The 16842-nt window shown below is 69.1% G+C and carries 16 protein-coding genes; 11 read left to right on the plus strand and 5 right to left on the minus strand.

Annotated elements, in window-relative coordinates; all coding sequences use genetic code 11:
- Positions 1–146 precede the first annotated feature (146 nt).
- From RCH12_RS10105 to RCH12_RS10115, 3 genes are all read right to left on the minus strand, one after another.
- Positions 147–935, minus strand: a complete 789-nt coding sequence (locus RCH12_RS10105) for an LLM class F420-dependent oxidoreductase (RefSeq protein WP_327016775.1) — start codon at positions 933–935, stop codon at positions 147–149.
- A gap of 63 nt (positions 936–998) precedes the next feature.
- On the minus strand, positions 999–2564 hold the full coding sequence (gene ffh, locus RCH12_RS10110; protein WP_088456479.1) for a signal recognition particle protein: 1566 nt from the start codon (positions 2562–2564) through the stop codon (positions 999–1001).
- 12 nt (positions 2565–2576) lie between these two features.
- Positions 2577–3185, minus strand: coding sequence for a TetR family transcriptional regulator (locus tag RCH12_RS10115; RefSeq protein WP_327016776.1), 609 nt, complete (start codon positions 3183–3185; stop codon positions 2577–2579).
- Positions 3186–3233: 48 nt separating this feature from the next.
- On the opposite strand from RCH12_RS10115, the gene RCH12_RS10120 reads away from it, so the two are divergent.
- Entirely contained in the window at positions 3234–4745 is a 1512-nt protein-coding gene (locus RCH12_RS10120) for an MFS transporter (RefSeq protein WP_327016777.1), read from the plus strand.
- 73 nt (positions 4746–4818) lie between these two features.
- Here RCH12_RS10120 and RCH12_RS10125 read toward each other — a convergent pair whose 3' ends face one another.
- Positions 4819–5325, minus strand: a complete 507-nt coding sequence (locus tag RCH12_RS10125) for a DUF2004 domain-containing protein (RefSeq protein WP_088456482.1) — start codon at positions 5323–5325, stop codon at positions 4819–4821.
- A gap of 10 nt (positions 5326–5335) precedes the next feature.
- On the minus strand, positions 5336–6211 hold the full coding sequence (gene ftsY, locus RCH12_RS10130; RefSeq protein WP_103432061.1) for a signal recognition particle-docking protein FtsY: 876 nt from the start codon (positions 6209–6211) through the stop codon (positions 5336–5338).
- A gap of 228 nt (positions 6212–6439) precedes the next feature.
- Between ftsY and RCH12_RS10135 the strand changes: the two genes are divergently transcribed.
- The 10 genes from RCH12_RS10135 to RCH12_RS10180 all read left to right on the plus strand — a co-directional run bounded on the left by RCH12_RS10135 (position 6440) and on the right by RCH12_RS10180 (position 16743).
- On the plus strand, positions 6440–8155 hold the full coding sequence (locus tag RCH12_RS10135; RefSeq protein ID WP_327016778.1) for a nitrite/sulfite reductase: 1716 nt from the start codon (positions 6440–6442) through the stop codon (positions 8153–8155).
- A complete protein-coding gene (locus RCH12_RS10140; RefSeq protein ID WP_327016779.1) occupies positions 8152–8877 on the plus strand; it encodes a phosphoadenylyl-sulfate reductase in 726 nt (241 codons plus the stop codon). The genes RCH12_RS10135 and RCH12_RS10140 overlap by 4 nt, the downstream gene beginning before the upstream one ends.
- Positions 8859–9830 carry a sulfate adenylyltransferase subunit CysD gene (gene cysD, locus RCH12_RS10145; protein WP_327016780.1) on the plus strand — a complete coding sequence of 324 codons (972 nt, stop codon included), beginning with the start codon at positions 8859–8861 and terminating at the stop codon, positions 9828–9830. Before RCH12_RS10140 ends, cysD begins: the two co-directional genes overlap by 19 nt.
- Positions 9830–11179, plus strand: coding sequence for a sulfate adenylyltransferase subunit 1 (locus tag RCH12_RS10150; RefSeq protein ID WP_327016781.1), 1350 nt, complete (start codon positions 9830–9832; stop codon positions 11177–11179). The genes cysD and RCH12_RS10150 overlap by 1 nt, the downstream gene beginning before the upstream one ends.
- Positions 11176–12249: an ABC transporter substrate-binding protein gene (locus RCH12_RS10155; RefSeq protein WP_327016782.1), complete on the plus strand. Its 1074-nt coding sequence runs from the start codon at positions 11176–11178 to the stop codon at positions 12247–12249. Before RCH12_RS10150 ends, RCH12_RS10155 begins: the two co-directional genes overlap by 4 nt.
- A gap of 2 nt (positions 12250–12251) precedes the next feature.
- Entirely contained in the window at positions 12252–13148 is an 897-nt protein-coding gene (locus RCH12_RS10160) for an ABC transporter ATP-binding protein (RefSeq protein WP_442784575.1), read from the plus strand.
- A complete protein-coding gene (locus tag RCH12_RS10165; RefSeq protein ID WP_103432068.1) occupies positions 13034–13954 on the plus strand; it encodes an ABC transporter permease in 921 nt (306 codons plus the stop codon). The genes RCH12_RS10160 and RCH12_RS10165 overlap by 115 nt, the downstream gene beginning before the upstream one ends.
- 71 nt (positions 13955–14025) lie before the next feature.
- Complete coding sequence (locus tag RCH12_RS10170) at positions 14026–15432, plus strand: FAD-dependent oxidoreductase (protein ID WP_327016783.1); 1407 nt, start codon at positions 14026–14028, stop codon at positions 15430–15432.
- Positions 15429–15758: a ferredoxin gene (fdxA, locus tag RCH12_RS10175; RefSeq protein ID WP_327016784.1), complete on the plus strand. Its 330-nt coding sequence runs from the start codon at positions 15429–15431 to the stop codon at positions 15756–15758. Before RCH12_RS10170 ends, fdxA begins: the two co-directional genes overlap by 4 nt.
- Positions 15751–16743: an NAD(P)/FAD-dependent oxidoreductase gene (locus RCH12_RS10180; RefSeq protein WP_327016785.1), complete on the plus strand. Its 993-nt coding sequence runs from the start codon at positions 15751–15753 to the stop codon at positions 16741–16743. Before fdxA ends, RCH12_RS10180 begins: the two co-directional genes overlap by 8 nt.
- Positions 16744–16842: the final 99 nt, after the last annotated feature.

Genomic DNA, 16842 nt, shown 5'->3' on the forward strand with positions numbered 1-16842 from the left:
GGTGATGGGGCCGAAGACCCGGAGGCGGCCCGACGACGAGAGCTACCTGATGCCCCGGCCGCGGCCGACCCGGCAGCCGACCCCGCCGGTGCCCGAGAACCCACCGTTCTGACCCGACGAGGACAGGCCACCTCACCTGGCCTACGTCAGGCGTTTTTGCTGTCGCGCCAGGCGAGCCAGTCTTCGACCGGGGCGAGATCGTAGGCGGGACCGGAGATTCCGAGGGTGAACAGCGTGGTGCCGAGTTCGTAGAGTTCGTCGGCTTCCCCGGTGGTCTTTCCGCGCAGTTCGGTGGAGATTTCGATCTCACTGATGTCACGCCCGACGGTGTCGCACCAGGTGCCCAGGACGCCGAGTTTGTGGGTGAGAACCTCCGGCGTGGAGAAGGAGTGCCAGATGTCGGCGTGCTGCGCCACGATACGCAGCGTCTTCTTCTCACCGGCGCCGCCGATGAGAACCGGGATGTCGCGAACGGGCGCCGGGTTGAGCTTGTCCCAGCGCGCCTCGATGCGAGGCAGGTCTGCGGCGAGGGCGTCCAGTCGGGTGCCGACGGTACCGAAGTCGTAGCCGTACTCGTCGTAGTCGCGCTCGAACCAGCCCGAGCCGGTGCCGAAGATGAAGCGGCCGCCGCTGATGTGGTCGATGGTGCGGGCCATGTCCGCCTGCAGGTCGGCGTTGCGGTAGCTGTTGCAGTTGACCAGTGCGCCCATCTCGATGACGCTGGTCTGCTCGGCCCAGGCGGCCAGCAGGGTCCAGGACTCGAAGTGCAGCCCCTCCGGGTCACCGGAGAGCGGGAAGAAATGGTCCCAGTTGAAGGCGATGTCAACGCCGAGGGCTTCGACCGCCGCAACGGTGTTCCGGATGGACGTGTAGTCGGCGTGCTGCGGGGCGATCTGCACGCCGAGGCGCACGGGGCGGGGCTGGGGAGAGGTCATTGCAAAATCCTAATCCCCGGCCACTCCCGTTTCGGCTCCGTCGACCGGTGACTCCCGGGGGCTTTAGCGGCCGAGCATCTTCTGCAGTGCCGCCATCTCCTCGGCCGATGGTCCGCCGGCCTTGGCGCCGCCGCCCAGACCGAAACCCGAGCCGCCGGCGGCGGGAGCGCCGCCGACCTTTTCACCGGAGGCGATGGCAGCATTCTCCGCGGCGCGCTTGGCCGGGTTGCCCGACTTCGAGCCCTTCTTCTTCTGCTGCACCTGCGGGCGCTTGCCGCCCATGCCGCCGGGGATCGGACCCATGCCGGGGATGTTGGGCATGCCGCCCTTGGCCACGGTCTTCATCATCTTGGCGGCCTGTTCGAACCGCTGCACGAGCTGGTTCACCTCGGTGACGGTCGACCCGGAACCGCGCGCGATGCGGAGGCGCCGTGAACCGTTCAGGAGCTTGGGTGTGACCCGCTCGGCCTTGGTCATCGACTGGATGATCGCTTCGGTGCGCACGATCTCGCGCTCGTCGAAGTTGTCCAGCTGCTGCTTCATGGCGCCGGCGCCGGGCAGCATGCCCATCATCTTCTTGATCGAGCCCATGTTGCGCAGCTGCTGCATCTGGCCGAGGAAGTCGTCGAGGGTGAAGGTGTCGGTGGAGAACTTCTCCGCGATCTTGCGCGCTTCGTCCTCGTCGAACGCACCCTGAGCCTGCTCGATCAGGGTGAGGATGTCACCGAGGTCGAGGATCCGGCTGGCCATGCGGTCGGGGTGGAACGGTTCGAAGTCGTCCAGGCCCTCTCCCGTGGACGCGAACATGATCGGCCGGCCGGTGATCGACGCCACCGACAATGCCGCACCACCACGGGCGTCACCGTCGAGCTTGGACAGCACGACACCGGTGAAGTCGACGCCGTCCTGGAATGCACGGGCCGTCGCCACGGCGTCCTGACCGATCATGGCGTCGATGACGAAGAGCACCTCGTCGGGGTCGATGGCCTTGCGGATGTCCGCGGCCTGCTTCATCATCTCCGCGTCGACGCCGAGACGTCCGGCGGTGTCGACGATGACCACGTCATGCAGCTTCTGCTGGGCGAACTTGACGCCGTCGCGGGCCACCTTGACCGGGTTGCCGACGCCGTTGCCGGGCTCGGGAGCGTACACGGGCACACCCGCCTGGGCGCCGACGACCTCGAGCTGGGTGACGGCGTTGGGGCGCTGCAAGTCGGCGGCGACCAGGATCGGCGTGTGGCCGTCCTTCGCCAGCCACTTGGCGAGCTTGCCGGCCAGGGTGGTCTTACCCGCACCCTGGAGGCCGGCCAGCATGATGATGGTCGGCGGCTTCTTCGCGAATTCCAGGCGGCGCTGCTGGCCACCGAGAATCTGGATGAGCTCCTCGTTGACGATCTGCACGACCTGCTGGGCCGGATTCAGCGCCTTGCTGACCTCGTCGCCGAGGGCGCGTTCGCGCACCTTGCCGGTGAAGTCCTTGACCACTTCAAGCGCCACGTCGGCGTCGAGGAGGGCGCGCCGGATCTCGCGGACGGTGCCGTCGACATCCGCGGCGCTGAGCTTGCCCTTGGTGCGGAGATTTTTAAACGTCTCGGCGAGGCGATCTGAGAGGTTTCCAAAAGTAGCCATTGTGGTCTTAGTTTAACCGATCAATCGTTCGACGGCGCGCACCGCACTGGCCCGCCGGGCGGCGACGGTGGCGGGGTCCGCCGCCTGGTCGGCGGCCAAGGCGGCGGCAGGCTCGTGGATCCAGCACGAGACGATCCCGAACACGAGGGCGTTGAGGTGGTCGGGGTCCCAGGATGCGTCGACGCTCCCGCCCGCCTGCAGCGCGATGACCGCGCGGACCCGCTCGGCGTGGAAATCCTCGATGAGGGCCAACGGCGGGTTGATCAGGTCCTGGCCTTCCAGATTGGCCCAGTCGATCATCCGCAGGTACTCCGGATGCGCGACCGAGTGGTCGTAGAGTGCGCCCGCGAACTCGGGCAGGGACTCCCCTGCGCCCTGCTCCACCGCGCTCGCAAACTCGATCAGGTTCAGTTCCAGGACCGCGCTGAAGAGGTCCGCCTTGTGCCGGTAGTAGGCGTAGAGGCGCTCCTTACTGGCCGAAGCGTTGCGGGCGATCCGGTCGATTCGGGCACCGGCGAGCCCGTAAGCGGCGAATTCCACCCTCGCGGCCTCGAGGATGCGCTGCCGGGTGGGCGCTGGCTCCTTCGGCGACAGCCCGGACGGTGAATCGACTCTTCTCATGCCACCAGTGTAACAAAACGAACTAGTTCGTTTGGTATAGTTCTCGGCATGTCACAATCGAGCGCGGCCGGCGTTTCCCCGGTTTCCACCCCTCCATCGCCCGACTCTTCTACCGAAGTCCACGCTCACCACCCCCGCCGGTGGTGGCTGCTGGCCATCGTGGCCCTCGCCCAGCTGACCGTCGTGCTCGACGGCACCATCGTCAACATCGCCCTCCCCCACGCCCAGAGCGACCTCGGCATGAGCGACGGCGACCGCACCTGGGTCGTCACCCTCTACGCCCTGGTCTTCGGCGCGCTGCTGCTCCTCGGCGGCCGCATCGCCGACTACTGGGGCCGCAAGCGCTCCTTCATCGTGGGCATGGCCGGCTTCGCCGTCGCCTCCACGCTCGGCGGCATGGCGCAGAGCACCTGGGAGCTCCTGGCCGTCCGCGGCCTGCAGGGCCTGTTCGCCGCGCTGCTGGCCCCGGCCTCGCTGGCCCTGCTCACGGTCAATTTCCCCGGTGGCAAGGACCGCATCAAGGCCTTCTCGGTCTACGGTGCGATCGCCGGCGGTGGCGCCGCGGTGGGCCTGGTGCTCGGCGGGGTGCTCACCGAGTACGCCAGCTGGCGCTGGTGCCTGCTCGTGAACGTGCCGATCGCGATCATCGCCATCGCCGCGGCCATCCCGATCATCCGGGAGAGCAAGGCCCACGGCAACACCCGATACGACGTACCCGGCGCGATTCTGGTCGCCCTCGGACTCGGTTCGCTGGTCTTCGGATTCGCCCAGGCCGAGAACGGCTGGTCCGCCTGGCAAGTCCTCGTCTTCATCCCGCTGGGCGTCGTGCTCCTGGGCCTCTTCGTGCTCGTCGAGAGCCGGTCGAACCACCCGCTGCTGCCGCTGCGGATTCTGGCCGACAAGGTGCGCGGAGGCGCGTTCATCACCGGCACGCTGACCGGCGCCGCGCTGCTGGGCGGACTGCTCTTCCTCACCTTCCACCTGCAGATCGTGCTGGGCTTCTCGCCCCTGGAATCCGGACTGGCCTCCCTGCCGATGACCGCGACGATCATGGTCGGCGCCACCGTGCTGTCCAAGTTCCTGCCCCGCATCGGCGTTCGCCTGCCGATGACCCTGGGACCTGTCGTCGTGGCCGCCGGGCTGTTCTATCTCTCCCGCATCACCGTCGACGGCAGCTACGTCGTTGAGGTGCTTCCCGGCCTCATTCTGATGGGTGCGGGCCTGGCGATGATCTTTGTGCCACTGCAGAACGTGGCACTGGCCGGCATCGACGCCCACGACGCCGGCGCCGCCAGCGCCGCGGTCACCGCCGTGCAGCAGATCGGCGGATCGATCGGCTCCGCGGTCTTCACCGTGCTCTACACCTCGGCCATCGCGGCCTCACTGGCCGGCGGTGACGGCACGCCCGTCGCCCAGCTGGAGGCCTTCGTCGACGGCTACCAGGCCGCCTTCTTCTGGGCCGCCGTTGGTGTGTTGGTGGCCGCCCCCGTCGCGTTCTTCATGGTGCGCCCGAAGCCGGAGGACCTGCTCGGCACCGAGTCGGCCATGCACCTGGGCTGACTCACCCCGCTCCGCACACGACAAAGGCCCCCGGATCGCTCCGGGGGCCTTCGTTGTCTGTCGAGGCCGAGTATCAGCTGTCGGCGGCGATCACGATGGTGTCGCCGTGCACGTCCAGGGTCACCACGAGCAGGGCATCGGTCTCGTGCGGGCTGATCGAGTAGTCGAGCACCGCGAAATGCTGGTCGTTGCCGACGTGATGCGGGTGGAACCCGATGCGCTGCAACTGGAGGGAGCGCAGGTAATCGATCTGCTTGTCCCCGGAGTCCCAGATCAGGGCGTCCTCGAGCACCTCGGCGTCGAGCTCCTCGAACTGCGCGACGATGAACTGGCTGGTGACCGAGACCTCGGCGCTCAGGTCGGCGACGAGTGATTCGCGGGCCTGCGAATCCAGGTCTTCCAGGGCGTTGATCATGGCCGCGACGATATCCAGGGCCTCAACCGACACCGAGTCTTCGTCGGGTGAGCTCACGTCGATTTCGACATTCTGGTCACCCAGCTCAGCGGTATCGGACCAGTACACCTCACCGCTGTCGTCGTCGCTGCCGAGGATTCCGAAAAAGTCATGTTCGATGGTCATGAGGGGCGTCCTATCCGACGAGTTTTTGTGCGAAAACGTGCGGGGTGAAACCGGTGAGGTCGTTGATTCCCTCACCCTGCCCGACGAGTTTGATGGGGATTCCTGTTTTTTCCTGAACGGCCAGGACAAAACCGCCCTTGGCCGACCCGTCGAGCTTGGTCAGCACCAGGCCGGTCACCCCGGCGTGCTCGATGAATGCCTCGGCCTGCGCGAGACCGTTCTGGCCGGTCGTGGCATCCAACACCAGGAGCACCTCGGAAATCGGGGTCTGCTTCTCGATGACCCGACGGATCTTGGTGAGCTCATCCATCAGCCCGCCCTTGGTCTGCAACCGGCCGGCGGTGTCGATGATCACGATCTCGGTACCCGTGCTGACGGCACGTTCGACGGTCTGAAAGGCAACGGATGCCGGGTCCTGGCCCTGGGCCTGCGGTTTCACGATGTCCGCGCCGGCCCGTTCCGCCCAGGTGGCGAGCTGCTCCACCGCGGCGGCACGGAAGGTGTCGGCGGCCCCGATCAGGACACTGCGGTCGTGGACGCGCAGGAACTTGGCGAATTTTCCGATGGTGGTGGTCTTCCCCACCCCGTTGACACCGACCACGAGCACCACGGCAGGCCGGGCACTGAGGTTCAGCGTGGGATCGAGCTTCGCCAGGCGCTCCTCGATGCCCTCGCGGAGCATCCGGTGCAGGTCCTTGGGGTCCGTGGTGTTGTACCGCGACACCTTGGCGCGCAGCTCGGCCACGATCGCATCGGTGATGTCGGGGCCGAAATCGGCCTGGATCAACGAGTCCTCGAGGTCATCCCAGGTATCGGCGTCAATGGTTTTCTTCGCGAACACTCCGCGCAATGCGCCGGAGAGGGACCACGGGGTGCGTTCTGCCATGCCCCTAGCCTATGGCTCGGCTACCGACCCCGCCGTCGACACCGGGCACCAGCGCCCACCGCGACACCATATTCACTCGGGGCGTCGGCCGCGCCTTCGTGACGCCCCGCTACGGAGCGTGACCGGCTGTGACGCCTCGCGATGACGTTGCGGCGCAGGCTCGATAGATTTCCCAGCACGCCGCGCAGCCTGGCGGAGCAGCGCCCGCGTTCAACGAGGAGGACCTCAGTGCCACAGAGCCAGACCACCCAGCCGCAGACCGAGGCCGGCCCTCGTCAACGTCCCGCCTCCCGGCCGAACGGCCAGTGGAAAGTCGACGGCACCGAGCCGCTCAACGGCAACGAGGCCTGGAAGCGAGTGGACAACGGGCTGAACGTGCGCGAGCGGATCGAGAAGATCTATTCCCGCGACGGGTTCGACTCCATCGAAAGCACCGACCTGCACGGCCGGTTCCGCTGGTGGGGTCTCTACACTCAGCGCAAGCCCGGTATCGACGGCGGCAAGACCGCGACCCTCGAACCCCACGAACTCGAAGACGCCTATTTCATGCTGCGGGTGCGCATCGACGGCGGCCAGCTCAGCACCGGCCAGCTGCGGGTCATCGGTCAGATCTCCGAGGAATTCGGCCGGGACACCGCCGACCTCACCGACCGGCAGAACATCCAACTGCACTGGATCCGGGTCGAGGACGTTCCCGAGATCTGGCGCCGCCTCGAGGCCGTCGGCCTGCAGACCACCGAAGCCTGCGGCGATGTGCCGCGGGTGGTGCTCGGCTCCCCCGTCGCCGGCATCGCCGTCGACGAACTCCTCGACCCGACCGACACGATCGCCGACATCACGGCGCGGTACATCGGGGTCCCCGAGCTCGCGAACCTTCCCCGCAAGTTCAAGACCGCCCTGACCGGGCACCCGAGCCAGGATGTCGTGCACGAGATCAACGACGTCGGCTTCGTCGCCCTGCGGCACCCGGAGCTCGGCCTCGGTTACGACCTCTGGGTGGGTGGCGGCCTCTCGGCCAACCCCCGGCTCGGCGAGCGCCTCGGTGCCTTCGTCTCCCCCGAGAAGGTCGCCGACGTGTGGCTCGGCGTTGCCTCCATCTTCCGCGACTACGGGTACCGGCGCCTGCGCAACAAGGCCAGGCTGAAATTCCTGCTCGCGGACTGGGGACCCGAGAAATTCCGTCAGGTCCTCGAAGACGAGTACCTCTTCGAGGCACTGCCCGACGGTCCGCCCGCCCCGACGCCGACCCAGCACGGCGACCACATCGGCGTGCACAAGCAGGTCGACGGCCGGTTTTACATCGGTGTCACCCCGTTTGTCGGCCGGGTCTCCGGCACCATGCTCACACGACTCGCCGACCTCCTCGAGCAGCACGGCTCCCGGCGGCTGCGCACCACTCCGCACCAGAAGCTGGTGCTGCTGGACATCCGCGAAGCAGACGTCGAACCGCTCATCATCGCCCTCGACGAACTCGGCCTCGCCGCCCGCCCCAGCCTGTTCCGCCGCACGACCATTGCCTGCACCGGCATCGAGTTCTGCAAGCTCGCCATCGTCGAGACCAAGCAGACTGCGACCGACGCCGTTCTCGAACTCGAGAAACGCCTGGCCGGCATCGACGTGCCGCAACCGATCAGCCTGCACGTGAACGGGTGCCCCAACTCGTGCGCCCGCATCCAGACCGCCGACATCGGCCTCAAGGGCCAGCTCCTCGCCGATGGGAACGGCGGCCAAGTCCCCGGTTTCCAGGTGCACCTCGGCGGGGGCCTGGCCTCCGTCGGCCGCGAAGAGGCCGGCCTCGGCCGCACCGTGCGTGGTCTCAAGGTGACCGCCGACGACCTCGCGGACTATGTGGAGCGAATCGTGCTCCGTTTCCTGGCCGACCGGGATGACACCGAGACCTTCGCGGCCTGGGCGCACCGGGCAAACGAGGAGGCTCTGTTATGAGCAGCACCGGCACTCCCACGAGCACCCGCCGCTCCCCCGACGAGCTGCGCCCCCTGGCCGCGGCCGGCGCTGCCGAGCTGGGCGAGGCATCCGCCGACGAGGTCATCGCCTGGGTCGCCCGCAACTTCGGCACGGATGCCGCAGCGGTCGCCTGCTCGATGGCCGACGCCGTCCTCCCTCACGCCGTGTCCCGGCGACTGCCCGGCGTTGACGTTCTTTTCCTCGACACCGGCTACCACTTCGCCCAGACCCACGACACCCGGGGCGACGTGGCCAGGCTGCTGCCCGTACACATCGTCGACGTGCTGCCCGAGCGCACGGTGGCCGAGCAGGACGCCGAGCACGGTGCCGAGCTGTTCGCCAGGGACCCGAACCTGTGCTGCGCGCTGCGCAAGGTCGATCCCCTGCACCGGGCACTCGGTGGCTACGAGGTCTGGTTCACCGGCGTGCGCCGCGACGAGGCCCCCACCCGGGCGAACACGCCCCTGATCGCCTGGGACGAACGCAACGGCCTCGTCAAGGTCAATCCGCTCGCCGCCTGGAGCTTCGAGGACATCCTCGACTACGCCGGCACGCACACCGTGCCGGTCAATCCGCTGATGGCCCAGGGCTACCCGTCCATCGGCTGCGCGCCGTGCACCAAACCCGTCGCCGAGGGCGACGATCCCCGATCCGGACGCTGGGCCAGCCTGGCGAAGACAGAATGCGGACTCCACCTGTGAACGCTCTCCCCGCCCCCACCATCGACCGCACCATCGACCGTGCCGCTTCCACCGACAGCACCGGGTTGAGCCAGCTCGACGTGCTCGAGAGCGAGGCGATCCATATCATCCGTGAGGTGGTCGCCGAGTTCGAACGCCCCGTGCTGCTGTTCTCCGGCGGCAAGGACTCCGTGGTCGTGCTGCACCTGGCCGCGAAGGCATTCTGGCCGGGCAAGGTGCCTTTCCCGCTCCTGCACGTGGACACCGGGCACAACTTCCCCGAGGTGCTCGCGTTCCGCGACGAGACCGTGGCCCGACTGGGCCTCCGGCTCGAGGTGGCCAGCGTGCAGGACTACATCGACGACGGCCGCCTGACCGAACGAGCGGACGGCACCCGCAACCCCCTGCAGACGCTTCCGCTGCTCGACGCGATCGCCGCAGGTCGCCACGACGCCGTGTTCGGCGGCGCCCGCCGCGACGAGGACAAGGCCCGCGCCAAGGAGCGCATCCTCTCGCTCCGCGACGAGTTCGGCCAGTGGGACCCGCGCAACCAGCGCCCCGAACTCTGGAACCTCTACAACGGCCGCCACACCGTGGGCCAGCACGTGCGGGCGTTCCCGATCAGCAACTGGACCGAGCTCAACGTCTGGCGCTACATCGAGCGGGAGGGCATCAGGCTGCCCCCGCTGTACTACGCGCACGAGCGCGAGGTCTACCGTCGCGACGGCATGTGGCGCGCCGTGGGCCCGGTCAGCGCCCCGCTGGCCAGTGAGACCGTCGTCTCGCGCACGGTCAGGTACCGCACCGTGGGCGACATGAGCTGCACCGGCGCCGTCGACTCCGACGCCGCATCCGTGCAGGACGTCGTACGCGAAATCGCCGTGAGCACCATCACCGAACGCGGCGCGACCCGCGCCGACGACCGGATCTCCGAAGCCGCCATGGAAGATCGCAAGAAGGACGGGTATTTCTAATGACTCAGGTACAGCTCGAGCGCTCAGAGGGCACCCTCTTCAGATTCGCGACCGCCGGTTCCGTCGACGACGGCAAGTCCACCCTGGTCGGCCGGCTGCTGCACGATTCGAAGGCGATCCTCGCCGACCAGCTCGACACCGTCACCCGTACCTCCACCGAGCGCGGCTTCGGCGGCGCGGCCGGCGGCATCGATTTTGCGCTGCTCACCGACGGGCTCCGGGCCGAACGCGAGCAGGGCATCACCATCGACGTCGCCTACCGGTACTTCGCCACCGATCAGCGCTCGTTCATCCTGGCCGATTGCCCCGGCCACGTTCAGTACACCCGCAACATGGTCACCGGCGCCACCACGGCCGATGCCGTCATCATGCTCATCGACGCGCGTAAGGGCGTGCTCGAACAGACTCGCAGGCACCTGTCCGTCGTGAAACTGCTGCGGGTGCCACACATCGTCATCGCGGTGAACAAGATCGATCTGCAGGACTACGACGAGGCCGCGTTCGGCGCTGTCGCTGCGGCCGTGCGACGGGTCACCGACGAGCTGGGGTTGGGCGCCGTGCACGTCATCCCGGTTTCGGCCCTCGTGGGCGACAACGTCGTCGAGAGGTCGCCGAACACGCCCTGGTACGACGGCCCGAGCCTGCTCGAGCTGCTGGAGACCCTGCCCGCCGCTGACGACGTCGCCACGAACGTGGAATCGTTCAGGCTGCCGGTGCAGCTCGTGCTGCGCCCCCAGGGCGCCGTCGCCGTTGCGCCGGAAGTCGCCGCGGACTACCGCGACTACCGGGCGTACGCCGGCCAGGTGGCGTCAGGAACCGTTCGGGTGGGTGACACCGTCACGGTGACCCCCGGCGGCGCCAGCACCGTCGTGACCGGCATCGACTTCGCCGGAATCGCACTCGGCGAGGCCGTGGCACCGCAATCGGTCGCCCTGCGGCTGCGCGACGACCTCGACATCGCCCGCGGCGCCGTCATCGGCACGGCCGGCACCATGCCCGAACCCGTGAAGGAGTTGGCCGCCGACCTGTTCTGGCTCGACCCCCGGGCCCTGCAGCCCGGCGCCCGGGTGCTGGTCAAGTTCGGCACGCACACCGTGCAGGCCATCGTCGGAACCATCACCGGCCGGCTCAACCTGGACACCCTGGACCTCGAAGACGCCCCAGCGCTCGAGATCAACGACATCGGACAGGTCACCGTGCGGCTGTCCGCCGCCCTCCCGGTGGAAACCTACGCGGCGAACCGTCGAGCCGGCGCGTTCCTGGTGATCCAGCCGCAGGATGGCGCGACACTGGCGGCCGGAATAGTGACGGCTGCCGGGACCGCTGCCGGAACCGGAGGGCGGGCATGAGCGCCCGCACCGCCCGCCCGGGCGGCCGCCTCCTGGTGGCCGCCGCCTTGATCCCGGTTCTGCTGGGCGGATGCTCCGCCTCCCGCAGTGCCGCGGAACCGGCCGGGCCGGCCGCCGAGCTCCGTCTGGGCTACTTCGACAACGTCACCCACGCCCCGGCACTGGTCGGGCTGGATCAGGGGCTGCTGGCGGATGCGCTCGGCGACACCACGCTGACCACCCAGGTCTTCGGCGCCGGCCCCGCCGCCATCGAAGCCCTCAGCGCCGGGGCCATCGACGCGGCCTACCTGGGGCCCAACCCCGCGGTGAACAGTTTTGTGCAGAGCGCCGGCCAGTCGGTTCGGATCGTGGCCGGGGCCACCAGCGGCGGGGCCGCGCTGGTCGTGCGACCCGGAATCACCGACGCGGGCGACCTCGCCGGAACCACGATCGCCAGCCCGCAGCTGGGCAACACGCAGGATGTCGCGCTGCGCTCCTGGCTCGGCGAGCAGGGCTACAGGACAAGCACCACAGGCGGCGACGTCGACGTGGATATCGCCCCGACCGACAACGCCCAGGCCCTCACCCTCTTCCAAAGCGGCAAGATCGACGGCGCGTGGCTTCCTGAACCCTGGGTGTCCAGGTTCATCCTCGAGGCCGGTGCCACCGTCCTCGTCGATGAGGCCTCGCTCTGGCCGGACGGCGCGTTCCCGACCACGGTGCTGGTGGTGGGGACCGACTTCCTGGCCGCGCATCCGGAAACTGTGCAGGATCTCGTCGCCGGCCACACGGCATCCGTCGACTGGCTCACCGCCAACCCCGACCAGGCCGCCGCCGCGATCAACCGCACCCTCGTCGCGGACACCGGAACGCCGCTGCCCGACGCAGTTCTCGCCCGCGCCCTCACCGGCGTGACGTTCACGACCGACCCGCTCGCGGCGGCCTTCCCTCTACTGCTGCAGGCCGGAGTCGACGTCGGCACCGCCAAAACCGGGAGCCTGGACGGGCTCTTCGACCTGGCACCGCTGAACAGGGTCCTCACGGCGGCCGGCGGGCAACCGGTCTCCGCTGCCGGGCTCGGAACCGAGTAATCGTGCAGACCGTCACCGACACGCCCCAGGCACCGACCACGCAGCCGCTCGGTGTGACTCCGGCAATCCGCATCGACTCACTCGGCAAACGGTTCGGACCGGCCGGCCCTGTCGTTCTGGACAACATCACCCTTACCGTGGCACCCGGCGAGTTCCTCTGCCTGCTCGGCGCCTCCGGCTGCGGCAAGTCCACCCTGCTCAACATCATCGCCGGTCTCGAACACCCCACCGAGGGCACCGTCACCGTGACCAGCGGCAACGCGGCGGTGATGTTCCAGGAGTCGGCGCTCTTCCCGTGGCTGACCGCCGGACGCAACGTCGAACTCGCTCTGAAGCTCCGGGGGGTGCCCAGGTCCCAGCGCCGCGCCCAGGCCCTGGAGCTGCTCGATCTCGTCAACCTCGCCGATGCCTCCCAGAAACGCCCGCACGAGCTCTCCGGCGGCATGCGCCAGCGAGTGGCCCTGGCCAGGGCCCTCGCCCAGGATCGCAAGGTCCTCCTGATGGACGAACCCTTCGCGGCCCTCGACGCCATCACCCGGGACCTGTTGCACGAGGAACTGGAGCGGGTCTGGCGGGAGACCGGCCGCACCATCATCTTCGTCACCCACAACGTGCGCGAGGCCGCCCGGCTCGGCCAGCGGGTGGTGCTCATGTCCTCTCGCCCCGGCCGCATCGCCAACGAATGGCGCCTCGACCACACCGGGACCCGGCGGATCGAGTCCCCCCGAGGTGTCCCGCCTGGCCATCGAGATCACCGACCAGCTACGAGAGGAGATCCGCCGCAATGCTGCCTGACACCAACCCGCACAGTTCCTCCGCCGGGCCCCGCCCCGTCGGTGATCACGACGAGCTCCGCCGCCTCGAATCGGGCTTGGACGCCCTCCAGACCGTGCCCTTGACCGAGAAGGGCCGCTGGCGCCGGTTTCTCGGCGGGGTGCTGCCACCGGTCCTGCTTGTGGTGGCGCTGATCGTGGCCTGGCAGTTCTACACCGTGATCGCCCAGCCCCGACCCGACCTGGCACCGGGCCCGGTGAATGTGGCCGGGTCGCTCGTCGACCAGTGGAACGACGGCCGACTGCAGCAGGCGGTTCTCACCAGCCTGTCGCGCGGCGGAGCCGGCTTCCTCATCGCCGTCGCGATCGGCACCCCGCTCGGGCTGCTGCTGGCCGAGTGGCGGCTGCTGCGCCGTGCCCTCGGGCCGCTGCTGTCCGGTCTGCAGGTGCTGCCGTCCGTGGCCTGGGTGCCCGCCGCGATCATCTGGTTCGGTCTGACCGACGCCACCGTCTACTTCGTGGTGCTGATGGGCGCCGTCCCGTCGATCGCGAACGGGCTGGTCTCCGGCATCGACCAGGTTCCCCCGCAGCTGCGCAAGGTCGGCACCGTGCTGGGCGCCTCCCGCATCGAACTCGCCACCCTGGTCGTGCTCCCGGCCGCCCTGCCCGGGTACTTCTCCGGGCTCAAACAGGGGTGGGCCTTCGCCTGGCGATCCCTGATGGCGGCGGAGATCATCGTGGTAGGCGGCTCGATCGGATTCGGGCTCGGCACCATGCTGCAGCAGAGCCGGGAACTCGCCGACCTCTCCGCGGTGCTCGCGACCATCCTGGTCATCCTCACGGTGGGCATTCTGGTCGAACTGACCGCCTTCGCCCCGCTCGAGCGCCGGCTCCTGCGCCGCCGTGGCCTCACCCCGGGCGCGCGCCGGTAGGCGAACCAGGACCCACCGATTCACCCCACCCCGTCACGCACGTTCGACCCCGCTCTTTCGAAAGGCCACTCATGACCCGGACGCCCTCCGCGCCCCAGCCACTGCGCGTCGCCATCATCGGCGCCGGCCCCGCCGGCATCTACGCCGGCAACATCCTCGGCACGGCCGTGCGGGCGACCGGCGGTGAGGTCGGCATCGACCTGTTCGACACCCTGCCCGCCCCCTACGGCCTGATCCGCTACGGCGTGGCCCCCGACCATCCCCGCATCAAGGGGATCGTCACCTCCCTGCACGAGATGCTCGATGCCGGAACCATCAGGTTCCTCGGCAACGTGGGCTACGGCACCGACCTCTGCCTGGCCGACCTGCGCCGGCACTATCACGCCGTCATCTTCGCCACCGGGGCGATCCGCGACGCCGACCTGCCGATCCCCGGCATCACGCTGCCCGGGTCCTACGGAGCGGCCGACTTCGTCTCGTGGTTCGACGGGCATCCGGATGTGCCGAGGGACTGGCCGCTGGACGCCACCGACATCGCGGTGATCGGCAACGGCAACGTGGCCCTCGACGTGGCGCGGATGCTGGCCAAGCCCCCCGCCGACCTGCTCAGCACCGACATCCCCGCCAACGTGCACGCCGGCCTGGCGGGCTCGCCGGTCACCGACGTGCACGTCTTCGGCCGGCGCGGTCCCGGCCAGGTGAAGTTCACCCCGATTGAGCTGCGCGAACTCGGCGATATCCCCGACGTCGACGTGATCGTCTACGAGGAGGACTTCCCCAGGGACGCCGACTCCGAGGCCCGCCTGGTCGCGTCCAGCAACCAGGTCAAGGTGATGAGCCGCACCCTGAACGGCTGGCTCACCCGCGAGGCCACCGGAGCGTCCCGGCGGTTGCACCTGCACTTCCTGCACAGCCCGGTGGAGGTCTACGGCACCGACAGGGTCGAGGGGATGCGCTTCGAACGCACCACGCCGACCGGCGACGGGGGCGTGCACGGCACCGGGCAGATCCTCGACTACCCGCTGCAGGCCGTTTACCGGGCGGTCGGCTACCGCGGCAGCGCGCTGCCCGATGTGCCCTTCGACGACGCCCGCGGCGTCATCACCAGCGACGAAGGCCGCGTCATCGACGAGAACGGCATGCCCCTGCCCGGGCTCTACACCACGGGCTGGATCAAGCGTGGTCCGGTCGGGCTGATCGGCCACACCAAGGGCGACGCACTGGAGACGATCACCCACCTGGTCGAGGATCTGGCACTGCTGCCGGAACCGGCCGACCCTGCCCAGGACGCCATCCTGCGGCTGCTCGGCGAGCGCGGCATCCGGTACACCACCTGGCCCGGCTGGCTGGCCCTGGACGCCCACGAACGGGCGCTCGGCGATGCCGACCTGTCGGAGGTGACCCGGGAACGGGTGAAGGTCGTGCCCCGCGACGAGCAGGTGCTGATCGCCACCGAAGTCGCGCTGGTGTCCTCGTGACCTATGTCATCGCGCTGCCGTGCGTGGACGTGAAGGATCGCGCCTGCGTCGACGAGTGCCCGGTCGACTGCATCTACGAGGGCGAACGGTCCCTGTACATCCACCCCGACGAGTGTGTCGACTGCGGCGCCTGCGAACCGGTCTGCCCGGTGGAGGCCGTCTACTACGAAGACGACCTGCCCGAGGCCTGGTCCGACTACTACCGGGCCAATGTGGACTTCTTCGTCGAGCTCGGCTCCCCCGGCGGCGCCGCGAAAACCGGTGTGCGCGGTTTCGACCACCCGGTCATCGCCGAGCTGCCTCGCCAGGGTGCACTCGGTGGCTGAGCCACTGGAGCACGACGACCAGGACCGCTATGACTGCGTCGTGATCGGCGCCGGTCCGGCCGGCCTCTCGGCGGCGCTGAACCTGAGCAGGGCCCGCCTCACCGTGCTCGTCATCGACAGCGACCGGCCACGGAACGCGGCGACCATGATCTCGCACGGCTTCCTCACCAGGGACGGGGTCCCTCCGCACGAGCTGCGCCGGCTGGCCAGGGCAGAGGTCGAGGGCTATCCGGGCGCCCAGATCGTGCGGCGTACCTCGGTGCGCGCGGTCCGGCGAACCCGTGAGCTGTGCGAGGAGAACAACACGCACCCGTTCACCGTCACGCTCGGAAACCCGTCGAGTGCCGGCCGGACCGTGGCCGGCCGCGCGGTGCTCGTGGCCACCGGGCTGCGCGAGACGCTTCCGGATGTTCCCAACATCCGCGGGTTCTATGGCATGAGCCTGTTCAGCTGCGCCGCCTGCGACGGCTATGAGCTGGGTGATCAACCGCTGGCCCTGATCGGCGAGACCGAGGACCTGTCCGCCCGGGCGCTCCTGGTCGCCCAGTGGACCCGTACGCTGACGGTGTTCACCAACGGCGCACTCTTCAGCGACGAGACCGGCGCCGTCTCCGCCGGCCAGGAGCGGGTGCTGCGCGGGCGCGGCATCAGCGTCGAACGGCGCCGGATCACCGAGCTCGAAGGCGACCGGGGGCTGCTCGCCGCGGTGCGGGTGGATGGCGGTGACCGGATCCCGGTCACCGGCGGGTTCGTGCGGCCGCTCTGGCACCCCGCCGTGGAGTTCCTGACCGGGCTGGACGTCGCCGGGGACGCGCGCGCCCAGCTGCTCACCGACCGCAACGGGCGCACCAGCGTGCCGGGGCTCTACGCCGCCGGGGACGTCGCGGCGCCCGGACCCCAGCAGCTGATCGTGGCGGCCGGCGCCGGTGCCCGCACGGCCGCGATCATCAGCCAGGACCTGCTGGGGGTCAGCACCGCACACTGACGGGTGCACCGGCGCCCGGGGTGGCGGGTCACCGCGGTGCTGGGTATCGTCACGGTAGTCGCCGCGCGGGTCGGCCTTGCGTCGGTGAAAGCATCGCCC

Origin of the sequence: Cryobacterium sp. MP_3.1 (assembly GCF_035984795.1) — a bacterium.
Classification (GTDB): Bacteria; Actinomycetota; Actinomycetes; order Actinomycetales; family Microbacteriaceae; genus Cryobacterium; species Cryobacterium zongtaii.